This window comes from Jiangella rhizosphaerae, assembly GCF_003579925.1.
In the GTDB taxonomy this organism is placed as follows: Bacteria; Actinomycetota; Actinomycetes; order Jiangellales; family Jiangellaceae; genus Jiangella; species Jiangella rhizosphaerae.
In genome coordinates this window covers 24,597-43,632 of sequence record NZ_QUAL01000187.1, presented here as the reverse complement: position 1 = coordinate 43,632, position 19,036 = coordinate 24,597, and the positions used below count along the sequence as shown (strand labels likewise).

Here is a 19,036-nt window from a genome sequence, read left to right as displayed (position 1 = left end):
CGCCGCCGGTGCCGCCGGGCGGGCCGCGACCGCGGCGGCGCAGGCGCATCTGAAGTCTGACGAGGCATGGGCGGCCGCGGCCGCGGCGGAACTGGATGCGAACGCCGCCGCCGCGGCAGCGGATCACAACCGGTTCATGCAGCAGTACGGCCCCCAGATCACGGCCCTGATCTCGCCCATCAACCAGATCGAGGACGTCACCGAACAGGCGCTGGCGGCCGTCGCCGCCGCGGAGTCGGCGAGCGCGAACACCGAGGCGGCCGGGCGCGCCGCGGAGGCCGCCGGCCGGTACGCGGGGGCGGCGAGCGCCGAGGCCCAAGCCGCGTTCGCCGCGGCCGGGCGGGCGCGGGCGAGTGCGGAAGAGGCACGGCGAGCGACGGCCGAGACGGTGCGGCACGCGAACATCGCCAAGGACGCGGCCGGCAAGGCGCGCGACGCCGCCACCCGTGCGGTGTCCTATGCGGAGGCGGCGGCGAGGGCGGCGGAGAGCGCCGCCGAACACGCCGGCAGCGCCGTCAATGCGGCGGAGCTGGCGACGGAGCACGCGAACAACGCCTTCCGCGCGGCGGAGGACGCCTTGCGAGCGGCCGAGACGGCCCAGACTGTCTACGCGACGGCGCGTGAGGGCGACGCCGCACGGCTCCAGGACGAGTTCGAGATCCAGCTGTCCTTCGCCCGATACCACAGCGCTGAAGCCGCCCAGGTGCGGCTGGAGGACGCGAACGGCTTCGACGTGCCCATGCGGGAGTACCACACGGCGGAGATCGACGCGTTGATCGCCGAGGCCGCCGACCCGCGGACCGACGAAGCGGTGGCGGTCGGCAAGGCTCGCCAGGTCGCCCGGTACTTCGCGACCGTGCCGGGCACATGGACCAGCGCGGCCGCCATGGCCGCCCTCGGGGAGGACGACGACGTCCTCGTCCTCGAGTTCGTCCGGGCCGGGCTCGCCGCCGCTGAGGAGCAGGACGACCGCACCACGTTGACCGGTCTCATGGTCACCGGCACCGACGCCATGCGGGCCGCGGCGCAGCAGGCCCTCGACGGTGACTGGGCCGCCGTCGTCGCGTTCCTCGCCGATCCGGACTACCCCGAGCGGGCCGGCGAGGACCGGTTGCGCGTCGGGCGGATCCTCGCCGAGGCCCGCGCAGCCGGGCATGCCCAGACCGAGGAAGCGGCGAACACCGCCCTGCGCTCGACAGACCCCGAGGCGCTCGAGAAGTTCCTGGCGTCGACGTACAACACCGCGCACGCGATGGACATCCGGGCGCGGGTCGGCGCGATCGCCGGCAACGACTCCTACGGCACCGAGGTACGCAACGGCGCTCGAGTCGCGCTTGCCGGCACGACGGCGATGCAGGTCGACTTCCTCGAGGTGGAGCGGCACCGCGCGGCCCAACGCGACTACGCGACCGCGACCCACAACTACATCGCCACCTCTCTGATGATCGAGACGGCACGGATCGCGCAGCGCGCCGTCGAGCTCGCCCGCACCGCGCAGGCCGCGGCGGCCCGGGCCCGCGGCGACGCGGAGGAGGCGATCGGGCACGCGAACGCCGCCGACGTCGCCCGGGAGCAGGCGCGGACGTTCGCGGTCCAGGCCGTCGGCCACGCCCAGGACGCCGCCGCGTCCGCGGAACGAGCCGCGGAGGCCGTCCGCACCGCCGCGGCCGCGACCCAGCAGGCCCAGCTGTCGGCCGGCCAGGCGTCGCTCTCGGCGCGGTGGGCCCGCGCCTCGGCCGTCTCGGCGGCTCAGGACGCGGCCAGCGCGTTCGCGGCCTACGACGCCGCGTATGAGGCACACCTCCGGGCCCACGGTAGCGCGTCCGAGGCGGCCCGGATCGCCGTCGAGGTGTTCGAGACCTACCGGCGGAAGGCCGAGAGCAAGCTGGTCCAACTCGAGGCGGCGTGGCGGGAGTCCTGCGAGCACGGACCCGAGATCGGCGGGCCCGGCTACCACGACTGCGACCGTCGCGTCGAGGACATCCTCAACGATCCCAACGGGCCGCTGCACGACCCCGACGGGTACGCGAAGGACCGCATCGCGCACTGCCGGAAACAGTTCGTCGGCCGGGCCCAGGAGGCCTGCCTGTCGATCGTCCTGAGCCCGATCTTCAGCTACGCGGCAAAGGGAATCGCGGGCCGGGAGGCCCAGGCCCACCGTCTCTACGAGGAGTACCTCACGGCCACCGGGATGGACCTGGTCGATGCCGCCATGAGCTTCTTCGTGGTCAGGGACTGCCTGGCCGCCACCAAGGGAGAATTCAAGGAGTTCGGCCAGGGCGTATCGGACTGTCTCAACGGGGTCTGGGAGCTCAAGGATCCCGACTGGAACAAGCACTCGAGCAAGTGGAACGGCACGTTCATCGAGTCGTTGGTTCCGGAGGAGCTCCGGTTCGCTCAGGACACCTCGCCCTGGGGCCCGATGTTCCTGCTCGAGAGTGGCTATGACAAGACCATCACGCTCGCGGTCGAGGAGTCGGCGCTGGCGACGTCACTCCTGCGCCTTCTCCCCATCGGCTGCGTCGTCGACGGCGGCGACTGCCCCTACGCGGACGCCGCGCGCCGCCTCGAGCTCCTGAGCGAGTCGATCAAGCCCGAGAACAACCAGGGCTACATCGTCGACGAGTCCGGGCGGGTCCTCGACGCTAGCGGCCTGCCCATCGCGAGCCTCCCGCCGAGCGACGATCTCGAGGCGTGGGCGAACTACACCGTCGAGAGCGGGCTGCACGAGGACCTGGCGGCGCTCGAGCAGCGCATCGGGCTGCTGTTCAGACAGACGTTCGGGCTGCCCATGGCGCCTCCGGCGTGGCATCTCGAGACGCAGCTCGCGTATCGCGTGTCGACACGGGAGGTGGCGCTGCGCGACAACACGCTGCGGCTGGTCATGAACAACCCGGGCGGTCCCTGCGACGCGGTGCCGATCGAGGGCACCGGTCCCGACGAGCAGCGGCAGGTCGTGGCGGGCTGCATCCAGGCCGTCAAGCTGCTGCTCCCGGCCGGCACGACCATGATCATCTACTATCCCGACCCGGAGGACCCGGCAGAGCTGCTGACGGTCACGGTACGTGGCATCGGCCGGTGGCTGGACTGAGCCGGCCTCGCCACGCTCGGATCATCCAGACCGGCGGGCGAGTCGAGCGGCGGGTGCGGCAGCACGGCGTGCCCACCGACAGCGTGGTCGACACGATGCCGGGCACGGCGGAGGACGAGAAGCAGCTCAAGGCGACCGGCCAGTGCCTGCGCTGTGGAACGCTGCTGGCGCCCGAGTGCCTGGGTGCTGCGCCACAGCGGCGCCGACGAACCGAATGTTGACTGCTCACCGTCAACTCGCCCGCGATACGTTTCCTGTCGCTCGTGGCGACCGGCCAAGGCCGGAAACGGGGAGCGGCTCGTCCGAGCCGAGGCGGACCGAGCTGGGACTGCGGTGAGGCACCGCTGACGCCTACAATGGGCCCATGACCAGCCAGGCTCAGGAACTTCTTCGCGCCGCGCTCGCGCTGCCGGTCAACGACCGTGCCGATGTCGCGGCCGAGCTGCTCGCCAGCCTCGACGAGCCAGCCGACACCGATCGGCAGGCTGTCGAGGATGCCTGGGCACACGAGATCGAGCGCCGCGCGCGTCGAGTGCTGGCCGGCGAGTCTGCCGGTGAGCCGTGGGGGGACGTCCGCGCACGACTCATGCCGAACACCTGACTCCGCCGTTGAAGCATCAGGTACGGATCGAGCCGGAAGCCTCCGCCGAGTTCGAGGACGCCATCCCCTGGTACGACAAGCAGCACGCCGGCCTCGGTGCAGACTTTCTCGGCGCGGTGGATGCGACCATCGCCCATGTCGACCGGTGGCCTGAGAGCGCCCCGCCCATGCTTCACGTTGCCGCGGAGACCCCGGTTCGTCGCGTGCCCGTGCCGCGGTTCCCGTACGGCGTCGTCTACCTGGTTGTCGACGACACGATCCGGATCCTCGCCTTCGCCCACGAGCGACGTGAGCCGAATTACTGGCATAGCCGAACGGGCGGACGATAAGCGGCTTCCGCACGTAACACGTACTTGCAAGAGCGTCGGCAGGAGTTGGGGCGATGAGCCGGTACCGCAAGTGGCGTGACACCGACCGCCTCGAGCGCGCTGTGGAGACCGCTGGTGGTCCGGAAATCTTCGACGACGAGTTCGGCAGCTACACGGCCGGGCTCAACGGCTGGCGGCTCGTCGCTGATTTGGTCGGCGTTCCGGTGCAGCGCGTAGTTGACCAAGTTCGGTGGAAGGAAGCGATTTCGGCTCAGGAGCTCATCGCGAACGATGGCCGGAACATGGATTCCGTCCAGTACTGACTTCGGTATCCGCATCTGTGATCTAGTGCGACGCCGACCCCAACGATCCGCTGGTCAGGCCGGCGCGTCGGTGGGCGTCGCCACAAGCGCTTCGGTATCAGCGATGAGATCGAGGACCGACTGGTAGCGCTTGTCGGGGTCGTGGTCGGTGCACTTCTTCACGATCTCGGCTGCAGCATCGTTGCCGTGTCGCAAAGCCTCCCTGCCGGTGAAGATGAACGACAGGACCCACCCGATCGCATAAGTCTCGTTGGTGACGTTGTAGTCCTTGAGGCTCTCCAACTGCGGGTCCCGGATGGTGCCGCGTAACTCAGTCTGGGTCATGGTGAAATCCGACGTCGCCTCCTTGACAAGGCCGAAGTCCGAGAGCTTCACGAGTACGGCTCCGCTGGAGTACACCTTCAGGAGAACGTTCTGCAGACTGATGTCGCGGTGCAGTTAGCCCTGGCTGTGGATGTAGTTGAGGCCGTACAGGAACTGCAGCGCGATGCGCTTCCTTGTCGAGAATGTCAGCTTGCTGTTGCGCCTTTTCACATAGTCGCCCAGCGTCTCCTCGCAGAACTCCATCCGATACTCGTTGCGGTCCTCGTAGTAACGGAACACCTGGACGACGTACGGGAAGCTGAGGCGCTTCATCACCTCGAACTCCAGTTTGAACCTAGCCAAGTCGCGCTCGGAGATGTCGCGCCTGGCGAGCTTGACAGCGAACTTGACGTCGTACTCCGGATCAACGTACGAGTAAACGTGGGCGTATGACCCTTCGCCGACCATCGTCAACTTCACCTTCTCCCACTGGTTCGCGAGTGGGATGGAGTCGGTCTGTCGAGTGAAGACCCGCTCGAACTTGATGATCTTGATCTGCTCGAAGTCCTCCGGGACGGCGCTGCCCCCGCTGCGGGACAGCCATGGCTCGCACCGCTCGAGTGCTTCCTGGTAGGTCGGGTCGAACGTGACGTCGATGCCGGCTCCCTTGAGGCTCTACGGGTCTGTGTTGATCTCGTCGATGAGCGCGATCAGGTCGCGGCTCGGGGGGTCGGCCCAGTAGTGGTGGGTGCTCCGCGCACGGTCGTTGATGCCGTCGAAGTGCTCGTTGAGCCGCTTGTGCAGCACGCTGAACATGTGGCCGAACTCGACGTCCTCCTCGTAGAGGCGGTCGAACGTCGCTGAGCTGGCCTGCTCTTCGTACTTCGCCTTCATGCCCGCGAGCATGAGCTCATTGGGCGTTGCCATCCTGCTGATCTCCTCCGCGGAAGGTTCTGTGCCTGCGCGGAGCCAACCTACGCCGTTGCTACGACATTTCGCGTCAGCTGACCTGCCGCGTCATTTGGGCCGAGTGACGCAATGGCGTGACATCCTTGGCCGTCGCGTGCCAGCGATCGCGCCGATCGCCGACCGCGATCCGGTCATCCGAACCATCTGGCCGCCAGTCGTCCCAGAGTCGAGACCGCCGTGCGGAGCAGATCGGATGGCGTGCCTGCGTAGTCGACCTGGTCATCGCTAGACATCGCAGCCCGACGGGTCTGCTGACACCACCCGGACCAGGAGGGCACCCTAGTGTTGGTGGGACTTGACACCACCCTGGCGGGCGCGCAAGCGGAGCGAGTCCGAGCAGGTTGAGCGGAGGTGGGCGTATGTCGGCGACGAAGCTCCTGGTACTCGGTATCGTGCACCTCTCCGGCGGCGCGCATGGCTACCAGGTGCGGTCGGAACTGCAGAGCTGGGGTGCGGAGATTTGGGCCAAGATCAAGCCCGGCTCGATTTATCACGCGCTGAAGAAGGCGGCGGCTGATGGCCTCCTCACCGAACACGCCGAGCCGGGCAACTCCGGGCCGGAGCGCGTTTTGTACCGCGCGACAGCTCGGGGACGTGACGAGATAGTCGAACTGGTCCGCGACGGTCTGCGGCGCACCCACGACCCGGCCATGCTCGACGCGGCCATCGCCATGTTGCCCATGCTGACCAGGGCAGATGCCATCGCGCACGTTAACGAGCGGGTTGCGCGCCTGGAAGCGGAGCTCGTAGAGCAGGCCAAGGGGTGGGAGAACCCGAACCCCGACATTCCCGAGCACGTCCGCGATCAGGCCGAACTGTGGGCGGGACACGCACGCACCGAACTGGAGTGGGCGAAGAGCCTGAGCAAACGACTGTCTGAGGGCGCCTACACCATGGCCGATGATCCGGGTTCGTGGCGAACGGTCCACGATCCCCTCAAGATGCGCTTCTAATCAACCTTGACTAGACGTTTCCCCCTCGCGTACTCTGGCCAAGTAGTCAAACTTGATTAGCTCGGCCAATCCGTTCGCAACACCGAGAGAAGGACTCGAACCCATGGGAAAGCTCGCGATCGAGACGAGAGGGTTGAAGAAGAGCTTCGGCACGACCCACGCGGTCGCCGGTGTGGATCTGGCCGTGAGCGCCGGCGGCGTGTACGGCGTGCTCGGCCCGAACGGGGCGGGCAAGACCACCACGATCCGCATGCTGGCCACGCTCCTGCGCCCCGACGCCGGAGAGGCGCAAGTGCTCGGCTACGACGTCGTGCGTGACGCCCAGGCGGTGCGAAGCAGGGTGGGCCTCACCGGGCAGTTCGCGTCGGTCGACGAGGACCTCACCGGGGTGGAGAACCTGTTGCTGCTCGCCAGGCTGCTCGGCTACTCACGCCGCCGAGGCAGGGAGCGGGCGACCGACCTGCTCGACGCGTTCGGTCTTGCCGAGGCGGCCGACCGGCAGGTGAAGAAGTACTCCGGCGGGATGCGCCGGCGCATCGACATCGCGGCGAGCCTTGTCGTCACCCCCGAACTGATCTTCCTCGACGAGCCCACGACCGGGCTCGACCCGCGCAGCAGGAACCAGGTCTGGGAGATCGTCAGGGGCATGGTCGCCGAGGGCGCCACCGTGTTGCTGACCACGCAGTACCTCGACGAGGCCGACCAGCTGGCCGACCGCATCGCGGTGATCGACCACGGGAAGGTCATCGCCGAGGGCTCCAGCGGCCAGCTCAAGGCATCGTTCGGCGCCGGCTCGCTGCACGTACGCCTCCGTAGTCCCGAGCAGCGGGCCGAGGCCGAGCGGGTCCTCGCCACCGCTCTCGAGGTGCAGGTCGAGCCGTCCGCCGACCCGGTCGCGCTGTCCGCGCGGATCTCCGACCCCGAGCGGGTCGCCCGTTCCCTCGCCGAGCTGTCCCGCGGCGGCATCGACGTCACCGAGTTCGCGCTCGGTCAGCCGAGCCTGGACGAGGTGTTCCTCGCCCTGACCGGACACGCCCCCGAGGAGACACCCGAGGAGGATGCCGCATGAATGCCACGTCCGCGGAGCAGGCGTCGGCGCCGGTCACCGAGGACGCGCTGCGCAGTGTGCTGGCCGGCGAGCGGCCGTCTCGCCCCGGTCCGGTGCTCACCTCGTTGACATTCGGCTGGCGCGCCCTCCTGAAGATCAAGCACGTGCCCGAGCAACTCGTCGACGTGACCATGTTCCCGATCATGTTCACGTTGATGTTCACCTACCTGTTCGGTGGTGCGCTCGCCGGGTCGACTCAGGAATACCTGCAGTTCCTATTGCCGGGCATCCTGGTGCAGGCGAACGTCATGATCACCATGAACACCGGCATTACGCTGAACACCGACATTCAGAAGGGCGTTTTCGACAGATTCAGGTCGCTCCCGGTGTGGCGACCGTCGCCGCTGGTCGGCGCTCTGCTCGGCGATCTGGTGCGCTACTCGATCGGGTCGGCGATCGTCATCATGCTCGGCCTGGTCCTAGGGTTCCGGCCGGAGGGTGGCGCCGTCGGGGTGGTGCTGTCGGTCGCGTTGCTGCTGGTGTTCTCGTTCTGCCTGTCGTGGCTGTGGACGATGCTCAGCCTGATCCTGCGCACGCCGAACTCGGTGGCGGGGGTCAGCATGATGGTGATGTTCCCGCTGACGTTCGTGAGCAACATCTTCGTGGACCCGAAGACGATGCCCGGGTGGTTGCAGGCGGTCGTCGAGGTCAACCCGATCACCCACCTGGCGACCGTGGTACGCGGCCTGATGCACGGCTCGGTGCCCGCCGGGGAAATCGGCTGGGTGCTCGTCTCGTCAGTACTTCTCGTCGCGGTCTTCGGTCCCATCACCATGGTCCTCTACCGCAACAAGAAATAGATCCCGCTACCGCGAGCACTTGGTCGACATCAACTCCGACAACTCGGCCCGCTCGGCCAACGCCATCACCGGTACCAGGCCCGGACACGACAAGGAGAGACGCGTGAGCGCCATCCCCAAGAACAACTCGGAAACCGTTGTGCACACGCCCGGGCGGGCGAGCAGCATCGGGGTCTGGATTCTGCAAGTCGTGCTGGCGGCGATAATCGCCGGCGGCGGAATCTCGAAGCTCGCCGGCGACCCGGTCATGGTGGACATGTTCGCCGACATCGGGGCTGGCCAGTGGCTCCGGTACCTGGTCGGAGCGCTGGAGGTCGCGGGAGGGGTTGGACTTCTGATCCCGGCTCTGGCGGGCCTGGCCAGTCTCGGGTTGGCGGCATTGCTGACCGGTGCTGTCATCACCGATCAGTTCGTGCTCGAGCAGAGCCCTTGGCTGCCGCTCGCCTTACTCGTCGTCGCGGCCGTGATCGCAAGGACGCGCTGGTCGCGCACCGAGGCCGTCGTCGGCACGCTGCTCAGGCGCTGAGACAAACCTCTCGAACGGAGATGTGAGATGAACGAGATGGCGTTTCGCGTGACATCAAACGATGGCACCACCATCGCCTACGACAGGGAAGGAAGCGGTCCGGCCGTCATTCTGGTGGGCGGAGCACTCGACGTGGGGGTGGAGAACGCTCCCTTGGTGCCTGCTCTCGCCGAGCACTTCACGGTCTACAACTATGCCCGTCGGGGACGCGGCGCGAGCGGCTTCACCGAGCCGTACGCCGTGGAAAGGGAGATCGAGGACCTGGATGCGTTGATCGCGGAGGCGGGCGGCTCGGCACACCTGTTCGGGGCGTCCTCTGGCGGCGCGCTGGCGCTGGAAGCCGCCGCGGCAGGGTCAGCCATCGACACGATCGCCGTCTGGGAGGTGCCCTACGCGGTCGGGGACGACATCCGCCCGCGATTCGAGGAGTACATCGCAGACACCCGACGCGCCTTCGATGCCGGGCGAGACGAGGAGGTTCTCGAACTGTTCATGCGCATGACCGGCGCCTCCGACGACAACATCGCGGCCAGGAAAGCGGCAGGCAAGCAGACGGCGCATTGGGCGGATTCGGTCGCCCTCGCGCCCACGCTGGTCCACGACAGCGTCTTCCTCAACCGCTACCAGTTGCCGGCCGATCGACTGGCAACGGTCACCCAACCGGTCCTGGTCATCACCGGAGGACCGATCACGGTCCCCTACATGGCAGGCCTGCCCTCGGACTTCTTCGACCGCGCGGCCGACGAGCTCGCAGACCTACTACCCCACGCTCAACGGGAGACCCTCGAGGGGCCGGATCACGTCGTCGACCCACAGACCGTCGGCCCGCTGTTGCTACGGTTCTTCAGCACCGAACACTGAGGGGCCCGCGAGGTGCTGCAGGAAGACCGACCTCCGCAGTCACGATGCCGAAGTCCAGCGCGGCCAGAGCTACCAGCTGGTCGACGCCGGCCCGCATCCGAACCCGGCCAAAGCGGCGCTCGGGCAGCATCTGAGGAAGCTGGTGCCCGACCCGGTCACGGCGGCGGTGGTTGTCCTCATTTTCGAGATGTACCGCGACGGCTTCGGACTGCGTGCCATCGCCCAGCACCTCACCGATCAAGGAATGCCGTCACCGTCAGAGCACGACCCCCGTCGGAACCCGCATCGCGACCCGCGCGGCTGGGTGCACGCGACGGTCCGGGCCATCTTGGCCAATCCTGCCTACCGCAGTGTGCGTGTGTGGGGGAAGCAGGAGAAGTTCGAGTCGCTGGTCGACCCGACTGATGTGGCGGCCGGCTACGTCACTCGGATGCGGTGGCGCGATCCCGAGACATGGGTGGTGCCGGAGAAGCGGACCCACGAGCCGATCGTCGATGACGAGCTGTTCGAGGCGGTGCAGCGGCGGCTGCACGGGGGCCGGCGGCCGCGGATCACGCGCCGTGCTCAGGCTCAGCGCGCCTACCCATTGTCCGGGCTGCTGCACTGTGGTCTCTGCGGGTTCAAGATGGAGGCGCAGCACCGCGCCTCCAGGTCGGGTGATGGGCCGGGTGGGAATCGCTACCGCTGCCGGCCGAGTGGCTGGCAGCCGGCCAGGAAGCCGCAGTAGGCGAGAACCCGGCCGCCGCGGCTCTGCACGGCCGGATCAAGGAGTTGGACCGCAAGATCGAGAACCTCGTCGTCGCGATCGAGAACGCTCCTGAGAGCGCTGCCGTCCTCGCCAAGAAGCTGGCGCAGCGCACGAGCGAGCGAGACGAGGCGGCAGCCAGGCTCAAGCGCCTCACGACGACGGCCGAGCTCACTGTGGTCGACATCACGACACTGATCGACCAACTCGGCGGCATCGTCAAGGCGCTGAGGCACGCGACGGCCGAGGAGCGCGCCGAGATCTACGAGGCGCTGGCGCTGAAACTGACCTACGAACCAGAACCGCGCCTGGTCAGAGTAGATGTTGACCAAGCGCTGGGGGTATGGATGTGTCCGAGGGCCGATCTGGACCACAACCCCACCGTCGTCCTACGGACGAAGTTCGCCCTTCGGTAGGAACCGCCGACTGAATACTCCGCACGGCCCAAATCGGCAGTGGAGCTACAACAGTCGATCTTGGTTCGCAGACGCTTCTGCCCGTACGGCTTGGACGAAGTCTTCGTCAGGATCGTCTGCGTCGGCGGAGACGTCGACGTTGCTGCCTGCGTACTCGTGAAAGAGCAGCCTGCAGCCGCGAATACCGTCGAGCAGGTCCTCCAGAAGATCGTGCGCGGGTTCGCGCGGGATCCAAGGGTGTGGCTCGTGGCATCAGGCCTGCCAGCAACTCATGATCTCCGGGTCCGAACCGCTCGGCTTTTCGTCGAGCCTCCTTGATCTGTTCGACCAGCAGTTCGGGGTCGGGCAGCTTGCCTTCTGCCACCGTCATCGCAGCCCTGATCAGGTCCGTGACGATTGCACGCGGCATCTCTCCGCCGTAAGCCCGTTCGAGGACCAGGGTTGGCGTCTCAACGGCGAGCGCCTCGATGTTGTCTGCCTCGCGCACTACGGCAGTCGGATTGCAGTCGGCTACTTCGCCAGCCACCACCGCTGCCGCCTGGAGCCAGTGAGCCGCAGCAACCGCAGCGGCCGCAGGATCGACGACTTCGAAGAGCCTCGAGGAGCCGTGAGGGTTCTCTTTGAACAGCTCGTTTGCAGCGCTCACCTGCAGAGGCGAGACGTCGGCGCGTGACAGCGCAACCGCCTGCCTCCCCCGCCCCGACAGGTCGCCGCGCTCGGCTTGTTCAACCGCGGCCAACTCGGCCGCGACGTCGGTCTCGATGTGAGCGGCCAGCACGGGTTCTTGGACCGCATGAAGTGCGCGACCCACTCGGTGCGCGGCTTCCTCGACGAGAATGTACGACTGATCAATGTAGCCATCGTGCGGCAGATTGGGGTTCCTGAGCGCTTCGAGCACATCGGTGAACGCGTCGCGCTCGCCCTGCCGACGCCAACCCTCGCTATTGGGCTCCAGGCTGTCGGCAGCGCTTGCCGGATGGGTGTAGGTCCGCCACAACAGCCTCGAGAGGTTCGACAGGCTCTCCGCGAGCGGCAGTAGATCGCTCTGCCGACCCGACACAGGGGCGTCCCCGAGCGTGTGGGCGACCAGGCCGGTACCGGTGTCCCAGGTCGTGATCAAGACGCCTTGTTTCTCGTCATAGGCGTAGAGCGTCATGTAACGATCTTGCCGGAGTCGATAGGTTCCCGCTGGAGTGTCCGGACTGGTTCACTCTGCGGCTGTGATCACAAGGCCGCGGCGGGTGGCCCAGCAGCCGGCACTGGTTTATAATTTTCTAAACGCGGCTCGCCGGGGTAGGAGGTGTCGGTGGAGGCCTGGGAGATCCTCATGACAGATGAGGTCGAGCAGTTCCTTGACGCGTTGTACGAGACTGACCGCGAGACGCACAAGCTGGTCAACCAGGCCATTCTGGTGTTGGAGCACAACGGGCCGGCCGAGGGACGACCGCTGGTGGACACGATCGCCGGGTCGTCGCTCCCGAACCTGAAGGAGCTGCGTCCCGGATCGGTGGGCAAGAGTGAGATCCGTATCCTGTTCGTCTTCGACCCGTGGCGATCGGCGATCCTGCTGATCGCCGGTGATAAGGCTGGTCAGTGGCAGCGCTGGTATCGGCAGGCGATCCCGCTCGCGGAGCAGTTGTACGAGACATACTTGCAGGAGCGTCGGAGGGAGATGGGACGATGAGCGGGTACCGCAAGTGGCGCGACACCGATCACCTCGAGCGCGCTGTCGCGACCGCGGGTGGTCCAGAAGTTTTCGACGACGAGGTTCAGCGGCTGCGCGACCAGGCCCGGGGTTGGCGGCTTGCGGAGCTGCGCAAGCGGCGGGGGCTGACGCAGGCGCAGGTTGCAACGCGGATGGGCATTTCGGTGTCCAGGGTGTCGCAGATCGAGAAGGGCGACGTCTCAACCCGAGACGTCATGGACCGCTACGTCGCCGCGCTCGGCGGAACACTCAACCTTGTCGCTGACTTCGGTGACGAACAGCTCAAGGTTGGCTGACAAGCCCCTCCGGGCGCTCGCCGCTATCCAATCCTCTAGCGGATGTGGTCTTCCAACTCATGCCGCGGTAAGAGTGCCTCGGCAACGCTCTTTCGCTCGATCGCTTGGTGCACCTCGCGTCCTTCGCGGCGCTATGACACACCTCGATGCGGGGCTGCAACCCTCCTATCATGCCGGACAACGGACGCAGGCGTCGAGGGCGTTGGAAATGGCGGCGTTTCGCCGCAAGTGGGGACTGAGGTGGCGCCGGTTGCGGCAGTCTTCGCGATCCGGCCCACCATCTGGTAGACATCGCTGCGGTCATTTGGCCGGCCGGTCATCGGTCGCAGCATGAGCGGTCCCTTGGACCCGTTCACCGCGGAAAAGCTTCGAGTACACGCAGCACCGGAACCGTGAGGAGCATGGTGGCGGGATTGTTGTCCTTTCCGATCAAGTGGCGGGCGCGGTAGCCGGGGCGAGGCCTCGGTGCAATCCTCGATTTCCGCTGCGGCGGCATCGGGGACGCGGAGGGCATTAATCCCAGCAGGCCAAGCCTACTCCGTTTAGAGGCCAGGCACAGCTGGCGTTAGGACATCCCCATCTACGATCCACCATGTGGCCCTTATGCTTATGATAAGAGACTGAACTATGGCGTAGTCCCTGACGGCTTCTAGGGTTTCGCCTGGGATGTCCGCGGCTTGTCTCACATTTCCAATCCAGGAATCGACCAGACGCGATCGGCTCGCTGCAATCTCACGACATACACGCGAGAGCGCTGCTAGGTGCTCGCGCAGGCCATCTCGCCTCGCGAGTTCACCTCTACCAGTCGGTGGCGCTGGCGCAAACAAGGCTCCGAATGATGCGAACAGCAACTCCTCACCGTCCGGGTTCGCGCGACCCACGGTACCTGGCCGAATGTAGGTCCAGACGGAATGTCGGCCCAGGCGGGTGGGTGAGACGAAACCTGTGGAAGCCACCACACATTCTTCCAATTGCGCCCGCTCCAAGTCGGCCAGCCGATGAAGCGCTGGTGATGCGTACATGATCGTAGCGGCGCCAGCGAGCTGAGTCTCGAGCCGACGAAGTTGCTTGTGCTGATGTTGGAGGCGTGTGAATCGGTAGTACGGCTGGTTCCACAATCGATACTGTGATGCGCTGCTCCCTTGAAGGTACTCTGGCCGCTTGAACTGGACGATGAAGCTCACGGGATGTTCTGGCAGCTTGCCAAGGTCAGGTCGCATGCGTCGTGCAGCAGGCGACCAGTGATCCGGGACAAGGCGGATTCCCGGTGGTCGCGGAATGGCTAAGATTCGCCAAAGCACGTGGTTGGCTCCCGGTGTCGCTACCGCGTCGTACCCAGTGAGCTTCTCAAGTACCTGTCCGGACGCGAATACTGGCCCCGACGAGCCCAGTTCGACGTTGAAAGCGCACTCGTACTGCTTCTCCTCAAACTCAGCCGCAGTCACGTCTGCACTATTCCTGTTGGTCGTTGATCGAGGTCTCTATGGCCGCTGCGCTCCACCTCGCCAGCTAGTCCTCGATGGTGAGTTCGGCGTCGATAAATCCGCGGGTCGCGGCTTCCGACAGATCTAGACGCTCCCGCTCGGCGTTCGCCGCTTGGGACCGCTTGTTCGTTAGCTGCTTCTTGCGTTTCTCGATCTCGTTCAGACGCTCACGCAGCGTCACCAGCGCTGAAGACTCCTCGTAGGCAGCTACAGCCCTGAATACGGGAACCTCGCCGACCGGCGGCTTGGGATACCGCGGCTGTTCAGTGAGCATGCGGATCAGTTGTTCGAACGAGTCTGGGTCGACCGGATCGACCGACACCCTCGCGACCCGTTGCAGGTCGGGGGGTACGACATTGGAGCTGACCTCCGGGAACATGACGATGACGACGCGGCGCTGCCACGCGTCTTGATCGTGGGTGAACAAGCCCTTTAGGGTGTCGGCCTCCGCGGCCGCGCCTGCTCCCTCGCGCGGCGAGTTGGTCCCGCTCCAACGCTCGGCCCAAGCCTCGGACATCACGATCAGCGTGTACTTCGCCCTCTGAACCTGGAGGGGGCCGTAGCGTGTCCAGTCCTCGGGCTCGTCCAGGTGAAACAGATCAACGTCAGCGCGGATGCCAAAGCGCCGTAGGAGAGCAGCAAACGCCGCTACCTGCGACTCCCAGTCGCCGGTTTGCTCCCTACTCCACGAGGCATGCGAATGCGCCCAAGACACAAACGCCGTTGGTGGCTCGACGCCGCCGTCGACCGTTACCGGCGGGGGCGGGTCGGGCTCCTCCGCTGCTGCGCTTCGCGGCGCTGGCGGCGGCGTGAGAGAGCCGACAGCGGCTTGGACCTCTCGGACTAGGCGGAGGCCGCGCTTCACCTCCTCACTCACGGCCATAAAGGTGCTTGGCCATGCTCTTGAAGATCGTGTCGATCTGGGTGTCTGACGCGTCTGCAGAGATGTGAATCTGCATATCAATATGGAGGTTCGGGCCGAAGCTACCGCCCGGCGGGGGCGACATTTGCTGAGGTTCAGTCTGGACCGCAGCGTCTTCCTTGGGCTTGTCGGCGAGCTTGGCGGTAGCCCTCGTGGTAGGCGCCGCCGCCGCCTTCTTCGGAACGGCCTTTTTGCCGCATCCTCGGGCGATGGAAGGTCCGCCTTTAACAGGAGTAGGTAGAGCTTCGCCTGCACCTTTGCCGTCGAGGCTCCGGTGCCCGCGTTGCGCATGAACCACGCAGCGACCTTATCGGGATCCTCGTCCGGGTTGTCCCACGCGGTAAGGAGGGTAGGCGGATAGAGCTTCTCCAGAATCCGTCTGCATGCTGAGGGGTAGGTCTCGTCGTCACGCAGATCGTGAACGAGTTCGGCATTGGGCTTGCCGTCGTTGTTGATCAGCCCGACCGCTCTGAGTTGGGGCACTGTGTTCCGAGCGACCTTCTCTGAGGTACCCAAAGCAGCCATGACCCAGTCGACGTCGATGCTGCTCGGCAGCGACTGGCGAAGCTTCGCGCGGATGCCGAACCACTGCGCGGACGTCATGTACGGGTATGAAACCTTCGCTCCGGACTGGTCGTCAGCCATGTTCAATCTCCTCGAGAGTCGCGCCCGCAAGTATCTCATGCCATATCCCGACAACGCCGGCACAAAGGCCGTGTCGTCTGGATCCGTTCTAGCAGAACGGTCGGACACATCACTCGATCAGAAACTCAACGGCACCTTGTGGATGGCGAGACCATCTCGCGGTCGGCGCGGGCCAGGCGGGCTGGCTGACAGTATCCTCAGACTTCGGGTCCGCCGCCGCAGCGGCCGTCAGGGCGGGTGGGACGCCGACAACGGTGAGCCTCGATTCGGGCGCGCCATCGGCTAGCGAACGACGTCGACACGGCCCGCAGGTAAGGGATGGCCGGTGTCTATTTGGCGGTGTGAGGCAATGTCGTGACGTCCGAGGCTGTATCGTGCCGATCGCCGGCGGCGGTCCGGTCATCTGAACGGTCGGTCGGTCGTGCCGGATTCGGCGAAGTCCGCAGGAGCGCTGTCGACGTCATGCCGCACGGCGATCCTATGGATACTGCACACTTGTAGCCAAGTCTGGGAAGCCATCGGATCCGGGCTTCAACCCTGTGACCAGCGGGGCCCTGTCAGCGCAAGGGTGGTTGCTTAAGAGGATCCCCAATCGGAAGGCCAATCGGAACCCCGACTGGATGAACGATCTGACGGTCCCGATCCCGGAGATATGCTCCTGGCGGGAGCGCACTGTCCGTCTGCACTGCTGGCCGTTCGTCCGCAGCCTGTGCCGTCGACGTCAACCGCGCTGGGAGCACTGCGCGTCCCCGCGCAGGATCGCGGCGCGGAGTTCAGGGCATGGACAGCGAACCAGAACTCCGGTCGCCTCGGCCGTGCGGACCATCCGGCTCGTCGGACTTGACGTCTGCATGGAGCGGAGCGTCCATGGATGGGCGACGAGACCATTCCTGTGGATGTTGCGCAGGTGGCTGCAAGCCAAGCCGGACCGGCGCGACGGTCAGGCGGACGGAACGCTCTGGTGATGCTCGTAGGAGGGCTCGCTGTGGCCACGAGCATGCGCGGCGGCTGCGGGTCGTTGTGCCGAAGGAGGCACCGGCTCTCGCGCCGGCCGTCGCCCGGGCGCTGCTTCGGCTGCTGCGCAACGCGTCGCACCGCCCGCCAGCCGAGCAGACCGGCACGGACGCAGCAGAATCCCAGAAGGAGAGGAGGCGCGCGTGTCGCGACAGTTCGCGTTCTACGGGCGCGTGTCGACTGAGGACCAACAAGACCCCGAAGCGTCTCGGAACTGGCAATGTGCGCGCGCCCGGGCGCTGACAGAGCGGCACGGCGAGATCGTCACCGAGTTCTTCGATGTCGGCCAGTCGCGTTCGATCCCGTGGAGCGCCGCCCAGAGGCGAACGCCCTGCTGGCGCAGCTCAAGAACCCCGATCGCGGGTTCGACGGCGTCGTCATAGGCGAGCCGCAGCGGGCGTTCTACGGCAACCAGTACGGCCTGACCTTCCCGGTCTTCACGCACTACGGCGTCCAGTTGTGGGTGCCTCAGGTCGGCGGTCCGATCGATCCGGAGTCCGAGGCGCACGATCTGGTCATGTCGGTCTTCGGCGGGATGAGCAAGGGGGAGCGCAGCCGGATCAAGGTCCGCGTCCGTGCGGCGATGTCCGCGCAGGCGCAGATCGAGGGACGCTTCCTCGGCGGCCGTCCACCGTACGGATACCGGCTCGCCGACGCCGGCCCAAATCCGAACCCGGCCAAGGCCGCCGACGGCAAGCGGCTGCACCGCCTCGAACCGGACCCCGTCGCCGCGCCCCTCGTGGAGCGGATCTTCGTCGAGTACGTCGCCGGGCGGGGCATGTTCGCGATCGCCGAGGCGCTGACACGTGACGGCATCGCGTCGCCGTCGGCACATGATCCGGCGCGTAACCGGCACCGTAGCGGCAGCGCCTGGTCGAAGGGCGCCGTCCGAGTCATCCTCTCCAACCCGCGCTACACCGGCCGGCAGGTGTGGAACAGACAGCGCAAGGACGAGGTCCTCATCGACGTCGACGACGTCGCACTCGGCCACGAGACGCGGATGCGCTGGAACACTCCCGACGCCTGGGTCTGGTCCACCGAGGTCGTCCACGAACCGCTCGTCGACACCGAGACGTTCGAACAGGCTCAGCGGCTCCTCGCCGCCAAGGGAGCAGGACGCAAGACCCGCGAGCGCCACCACACGCGCCACCCGTACGCGCTGCGCGCGGCCTGCTCCTCTGTGGCGTGTGCGATCGGCGCATGCAGGGCCAGTGGAACCACGACGAGGCCTACTACCGCTGCCGCTACCCGCAGGAGGACGCGCTCGCGAACACGATCGACCATCCGCGCAACATCTACCTCGCCGAACGAGACGTGCTCCCGCGGCTGGACGACTGGCTCGCGCAGGCATTCGCGCCTACGCGCCTCGAGACCACGATCGACCAGCTCTACGAGGCGCAGGACGACCAGCCGAGCACGACCGACGACGCCGATGCCGTCCTTGCCGATTGCGACGCCAAGCTGGCCCGCTACCGTCAGGCACTCGAAGCCGGCGCCGACCCGGCCCTCGTCGCCACCTGGACGGCCGACGTCCAGGCCCGCAAGGCTGCGGCTCTCGCCCGCAAGCGATCACGTCGGCGGCAACAGCGGATGACGAGGGCCGAGATCGAAACGCTCGTCGACGCGCTCGGCAACCTCCACACCGTGCTGAGCGCAGCCGATCCGAACGACAAGGCGGAGATCTACCGACAGCTGAACCTGAGGTTGACCTACCGGCCGGAGAAACGGCTCGTCCGAGCCGAGACCACACTCCACCCTGGAGCGTGGGGTTCTGGTGAGTGTCCGAGGGGGGACTTGAACCCCCACCCCCTTGACGGGGACTAGCACCTCAAGCTAGCGCGTCTGCCTATTCCGCCACCCGGACTTGCGGCGCTTCGTGGAGCGCCAGCGGCTGCGTAACCATACCAAACCCGTGGGGCCCTCTGTCCAACTCGGGGCGGACCGCGAGGCGCGACCAGTGTGAAGA

The 19,036-nt window shown here is 66.5% G+C and carries 17 protein-coding genes, 1 tRNA gene and 2 pseudogenes; 15 read left to right on the top strand and 5 right to left on the bottom strand.

Annotation, left to right across the window (positions count from 1 at the left end; all coding sequences use genetic code 11):
* The 4 genes from DY240_RS20950 to DY240_RS20935 all read left to right on the top strand — a co-directional run.
* A partial coding sequence (locus DY240_RS20950) for a DddA-like double-stranded DNA deaminase toxin (protein WP_199701910.1) occupies window positions 1-3,091 on the top strand: 3,091 nt, incomplete at its 5' end.
* Window positions 3,092-3,455: 364 nt separating this feature from the next.
* On the top strand, window positions 3,456-3,692 hold the full coding sequence (locus tag DY240_RS20945) for an addiction module protein (protein WP_119661783.1): 237 nt from the start codon (window positions 3,456-3,458) through the stop codon (window positions 3,690-3,692).
* Between the two features lie 8 nt (window positions 3,693-3,700).
* The gene (locus tag DY240_RS20940) at window positions 3,701-4,021 is read left to right on the top strand and encodes a type II toxin-antitoxin system RelE/ParE family toxin (protein ID WP_158602926.1); all 321 of its coding nucleotides are present in this window, start codon (window positions 3,701-3,703) and stop codon (window positions 4,019-4,021) included.
* 53 nt (window positions 4,022-4,074) lie between these two features.
* A complete protein-coding gene (locus DY240_RS20935; RefSeq protein WP_119661781.1) occupies window positions 4,075-4,323 on the top strand; it encodes a hypothetical protein in 249 nt (82 codons plus the stop codon).
* 54 nt (window positions 4,324-4,377) lie between these two features.
* Here DY240_RS20935 and DY240_RS33440 read toward each other — a convergent pair.
* Window positions 4,378-5,094 (bottom strand): annotated as a pseudogene (locus DY240_RS33440) (protein kinase family protein).
* 207 nt (window positions 5,095-5,301) lie between these two features.
* The gene (locus tag DY240_RS32945) at window positions 5,302-5,553 is read right to left on the bottom strand and encodes a hypothetical protein (RefSeq protein ID WP_199701902.1); all 252 of its coding nucleotides are present in this window, start codon (window positions 5,551-5,553) and stop codon (window positions 5,302-5,304) included.
* A 401-nt stretch (window positions 5,554-5,954) separates the two neighbouring features.
* Between DY240_RS32945 and DY240_RS20925 the strand changes: the two genes are divergently transcribed.
* From DY240_RS20925 to DY240_RS20895, 7 genes are all read left to right on the top strand, one after another.
* Window positions 5,955-6,548, top strand: coding sequence for a PadR family transcriptional regulator (locus DY240_RS20925; protein ID WP_119661780.1), 594 nt, complete (start codon window positions 5,955-5,957; stop codon window positions 6,546-6,548).
* Between the two features lie 103 nt (window positions 6,549-6,651).
* Complete coding sequence (locus DY240_RS20920) at window positions 6,652-7,617, top strand: ATP-binding cassette domain-containing protein (RefSeq protein ID WP_119661779.1); 966 nt, start codon at window positions 6,652-6,654, stop codon at window positions 7,615-7,617.
* Window positions 7,614-8,456: an ABC transporter permease gene (locus DY240_RS20915; RefSeq protein ID WP_119661778.1), complete on the top strand. Its 843-nt coding sequence runs from the start codon at window positions 7,614-7,616 to the stop codon at window positions 8,454-8,456. Before DY240_RS20920 ends, DY240_RS20915 begins: the two co-directional genes overlap by 4 nt.
* 103 nt (window positions 8,457-8,559) lie before the next feature.
* The gene (locus tag DY240_RS20910; protein WP_119661777.1) at window positions 8,560-8,982 is read left to right on the top strand and encodes a DoxX family protein; all 423 of its coding nucleotides are present in this window, start codon (window positions 8,560-8,562) and stop codon (window positions 8,980-8,982) included.
* Window positions 8,983-9,009: 27 nt separating this feature from the next.
* Entirely contained in the window at window positions 9,010-9,843 is an 834-nt protein-coding gene (locus DY240_RS20905; protein WP_119661776.1) for an alpha/beta fold hydrolase, read from the top strand.
* 142 nt (window positions 9,844-9,985) lie between these two features.
* A complete protein-coding gene (locus DY240_RS20900) occupies window positions 9,986-10,570 on the top strand; it encodes a recombinase family protein (protein ID WP_119661775.1) in 585 nt (194 codons plus the stop codon).
* A 44-nt stretch (window positions 10,571-10,614) separates the two neighbouring features.
* Complete coding sequence (locus DY240_RS20895) at window positions 10,615-11,004, top strand: hypothetical protein (protein WP_119661774.1); 390 nt, start codon at window positions 10,615-10,617, stop codon at window positions 11,002-11,004.
* Window positions 11,005-11,110: 106 nt separating this feature from the next.
* On the opposite strand, the gene DY240_RS31445 is transcribed toward DY240_RS20895, so the two are convergent.
* Window positions 11,111-12,160 (bottom strand): hypothetical protein, encoded by a 1,050-nt coding sequence (locus DY240_RS31445; protein ID WP_147375422.1) that lies wholly within the window; start codon window positions 12,158-12,160, stop codon window positions 11,111-11,113.
* A 171-nt stretch (window positions 12,161-12,331) separates the two neighbouring features.
* Between DY240_RS31445 and DY240_RS20880 the strand changes: the two genes are divergently transcribed.
* Both DY240_RS20880 and DY240_RS20875 read left to right on the top strand, forming a co-directional pair.
* On the top strand, window positions 12,332-12,688 hold the full coding sequence (locus DY240_RS20880; RefSeq protein ID WP_119661789.1) for a type II toxin-antitoxin system RelE/ParE family toxin: 357 nt from the start codon (window positions 12,332-12,334) through the stop codon (window positions 12,686-12,688).
* Window positions 12,685-13,005, top strand: a complete 321-nt coding sequence (locus tag DY240_RS20875) for a helix-turn-helix domain-containing protein (RefSeq protein WP_119661771.1) — start codon at window positions 12,685-12,687, stop codon at window positions 13,003-13,005. The genes DY240_RS20880 and DY240_RS20875 overlap by 4 nt, the downstream gene beginning before the upstream one ends.
* A gap of 1,509 nt (window positions 13,006-14,514) precedes the next feature.
* Here DY240_RS20875 and DY240_RS31440 read toward each other — a convergent pair.
* Window positions 14,515-16,056 carry a DUF5343 domain-containing protein gene (locus DY240_RS31440; RefSeq protein ID WP_147375421.1) on the bottom strand — a complete coding sequence of 514 codons (1,542 nt, stop codon included), beginning with the start codon at window positions 16,054-16,056 and terminating at the stop codon, window positions 14,515-14,517.
* A 1,234-nt stretch (window positions 16,057-17,290) separates the two neighbouring features.
* Between DY240_RS31440 and DY240_RS34165 the strand changes: the two are divergent.
* Both DY240_RS34165 and DY240_RS34160 read left to right on the top strand, forming a co-directional pair.
* Window positions 17,291-18,112 (top strand): annotated as a pseudogene (locus tag DY240_RS34165) (recombinase family protein); the annotation flags it as partial.
* Between the two features lie 158 nt (window positions 18,113-18,270).
* Window positions 18,271-18,894, top strand: a complete 624-nt coding sequence (locus tag DY240_RS34160; protein ID WP_407659357.1) for a hypothetical protein — start codon at window positions 18,271-18,273, stop codon at window positions 18,892-18,894.
* Here DY240_RS34160 and DY240_RS20860 read toward each other — a convergent pair.
* Window positions 18,850-18,934: transfer RNA gene (locus DY240_RS20860), tRNA-Leu, on the bottom strand. The genes DY240_RS34160 and DY240_RS20860 overlap by 45 nt on opposite strands.
* Between the last annotated feature and the right edge of the window lie 102 nt (window positions 18,935-19,036).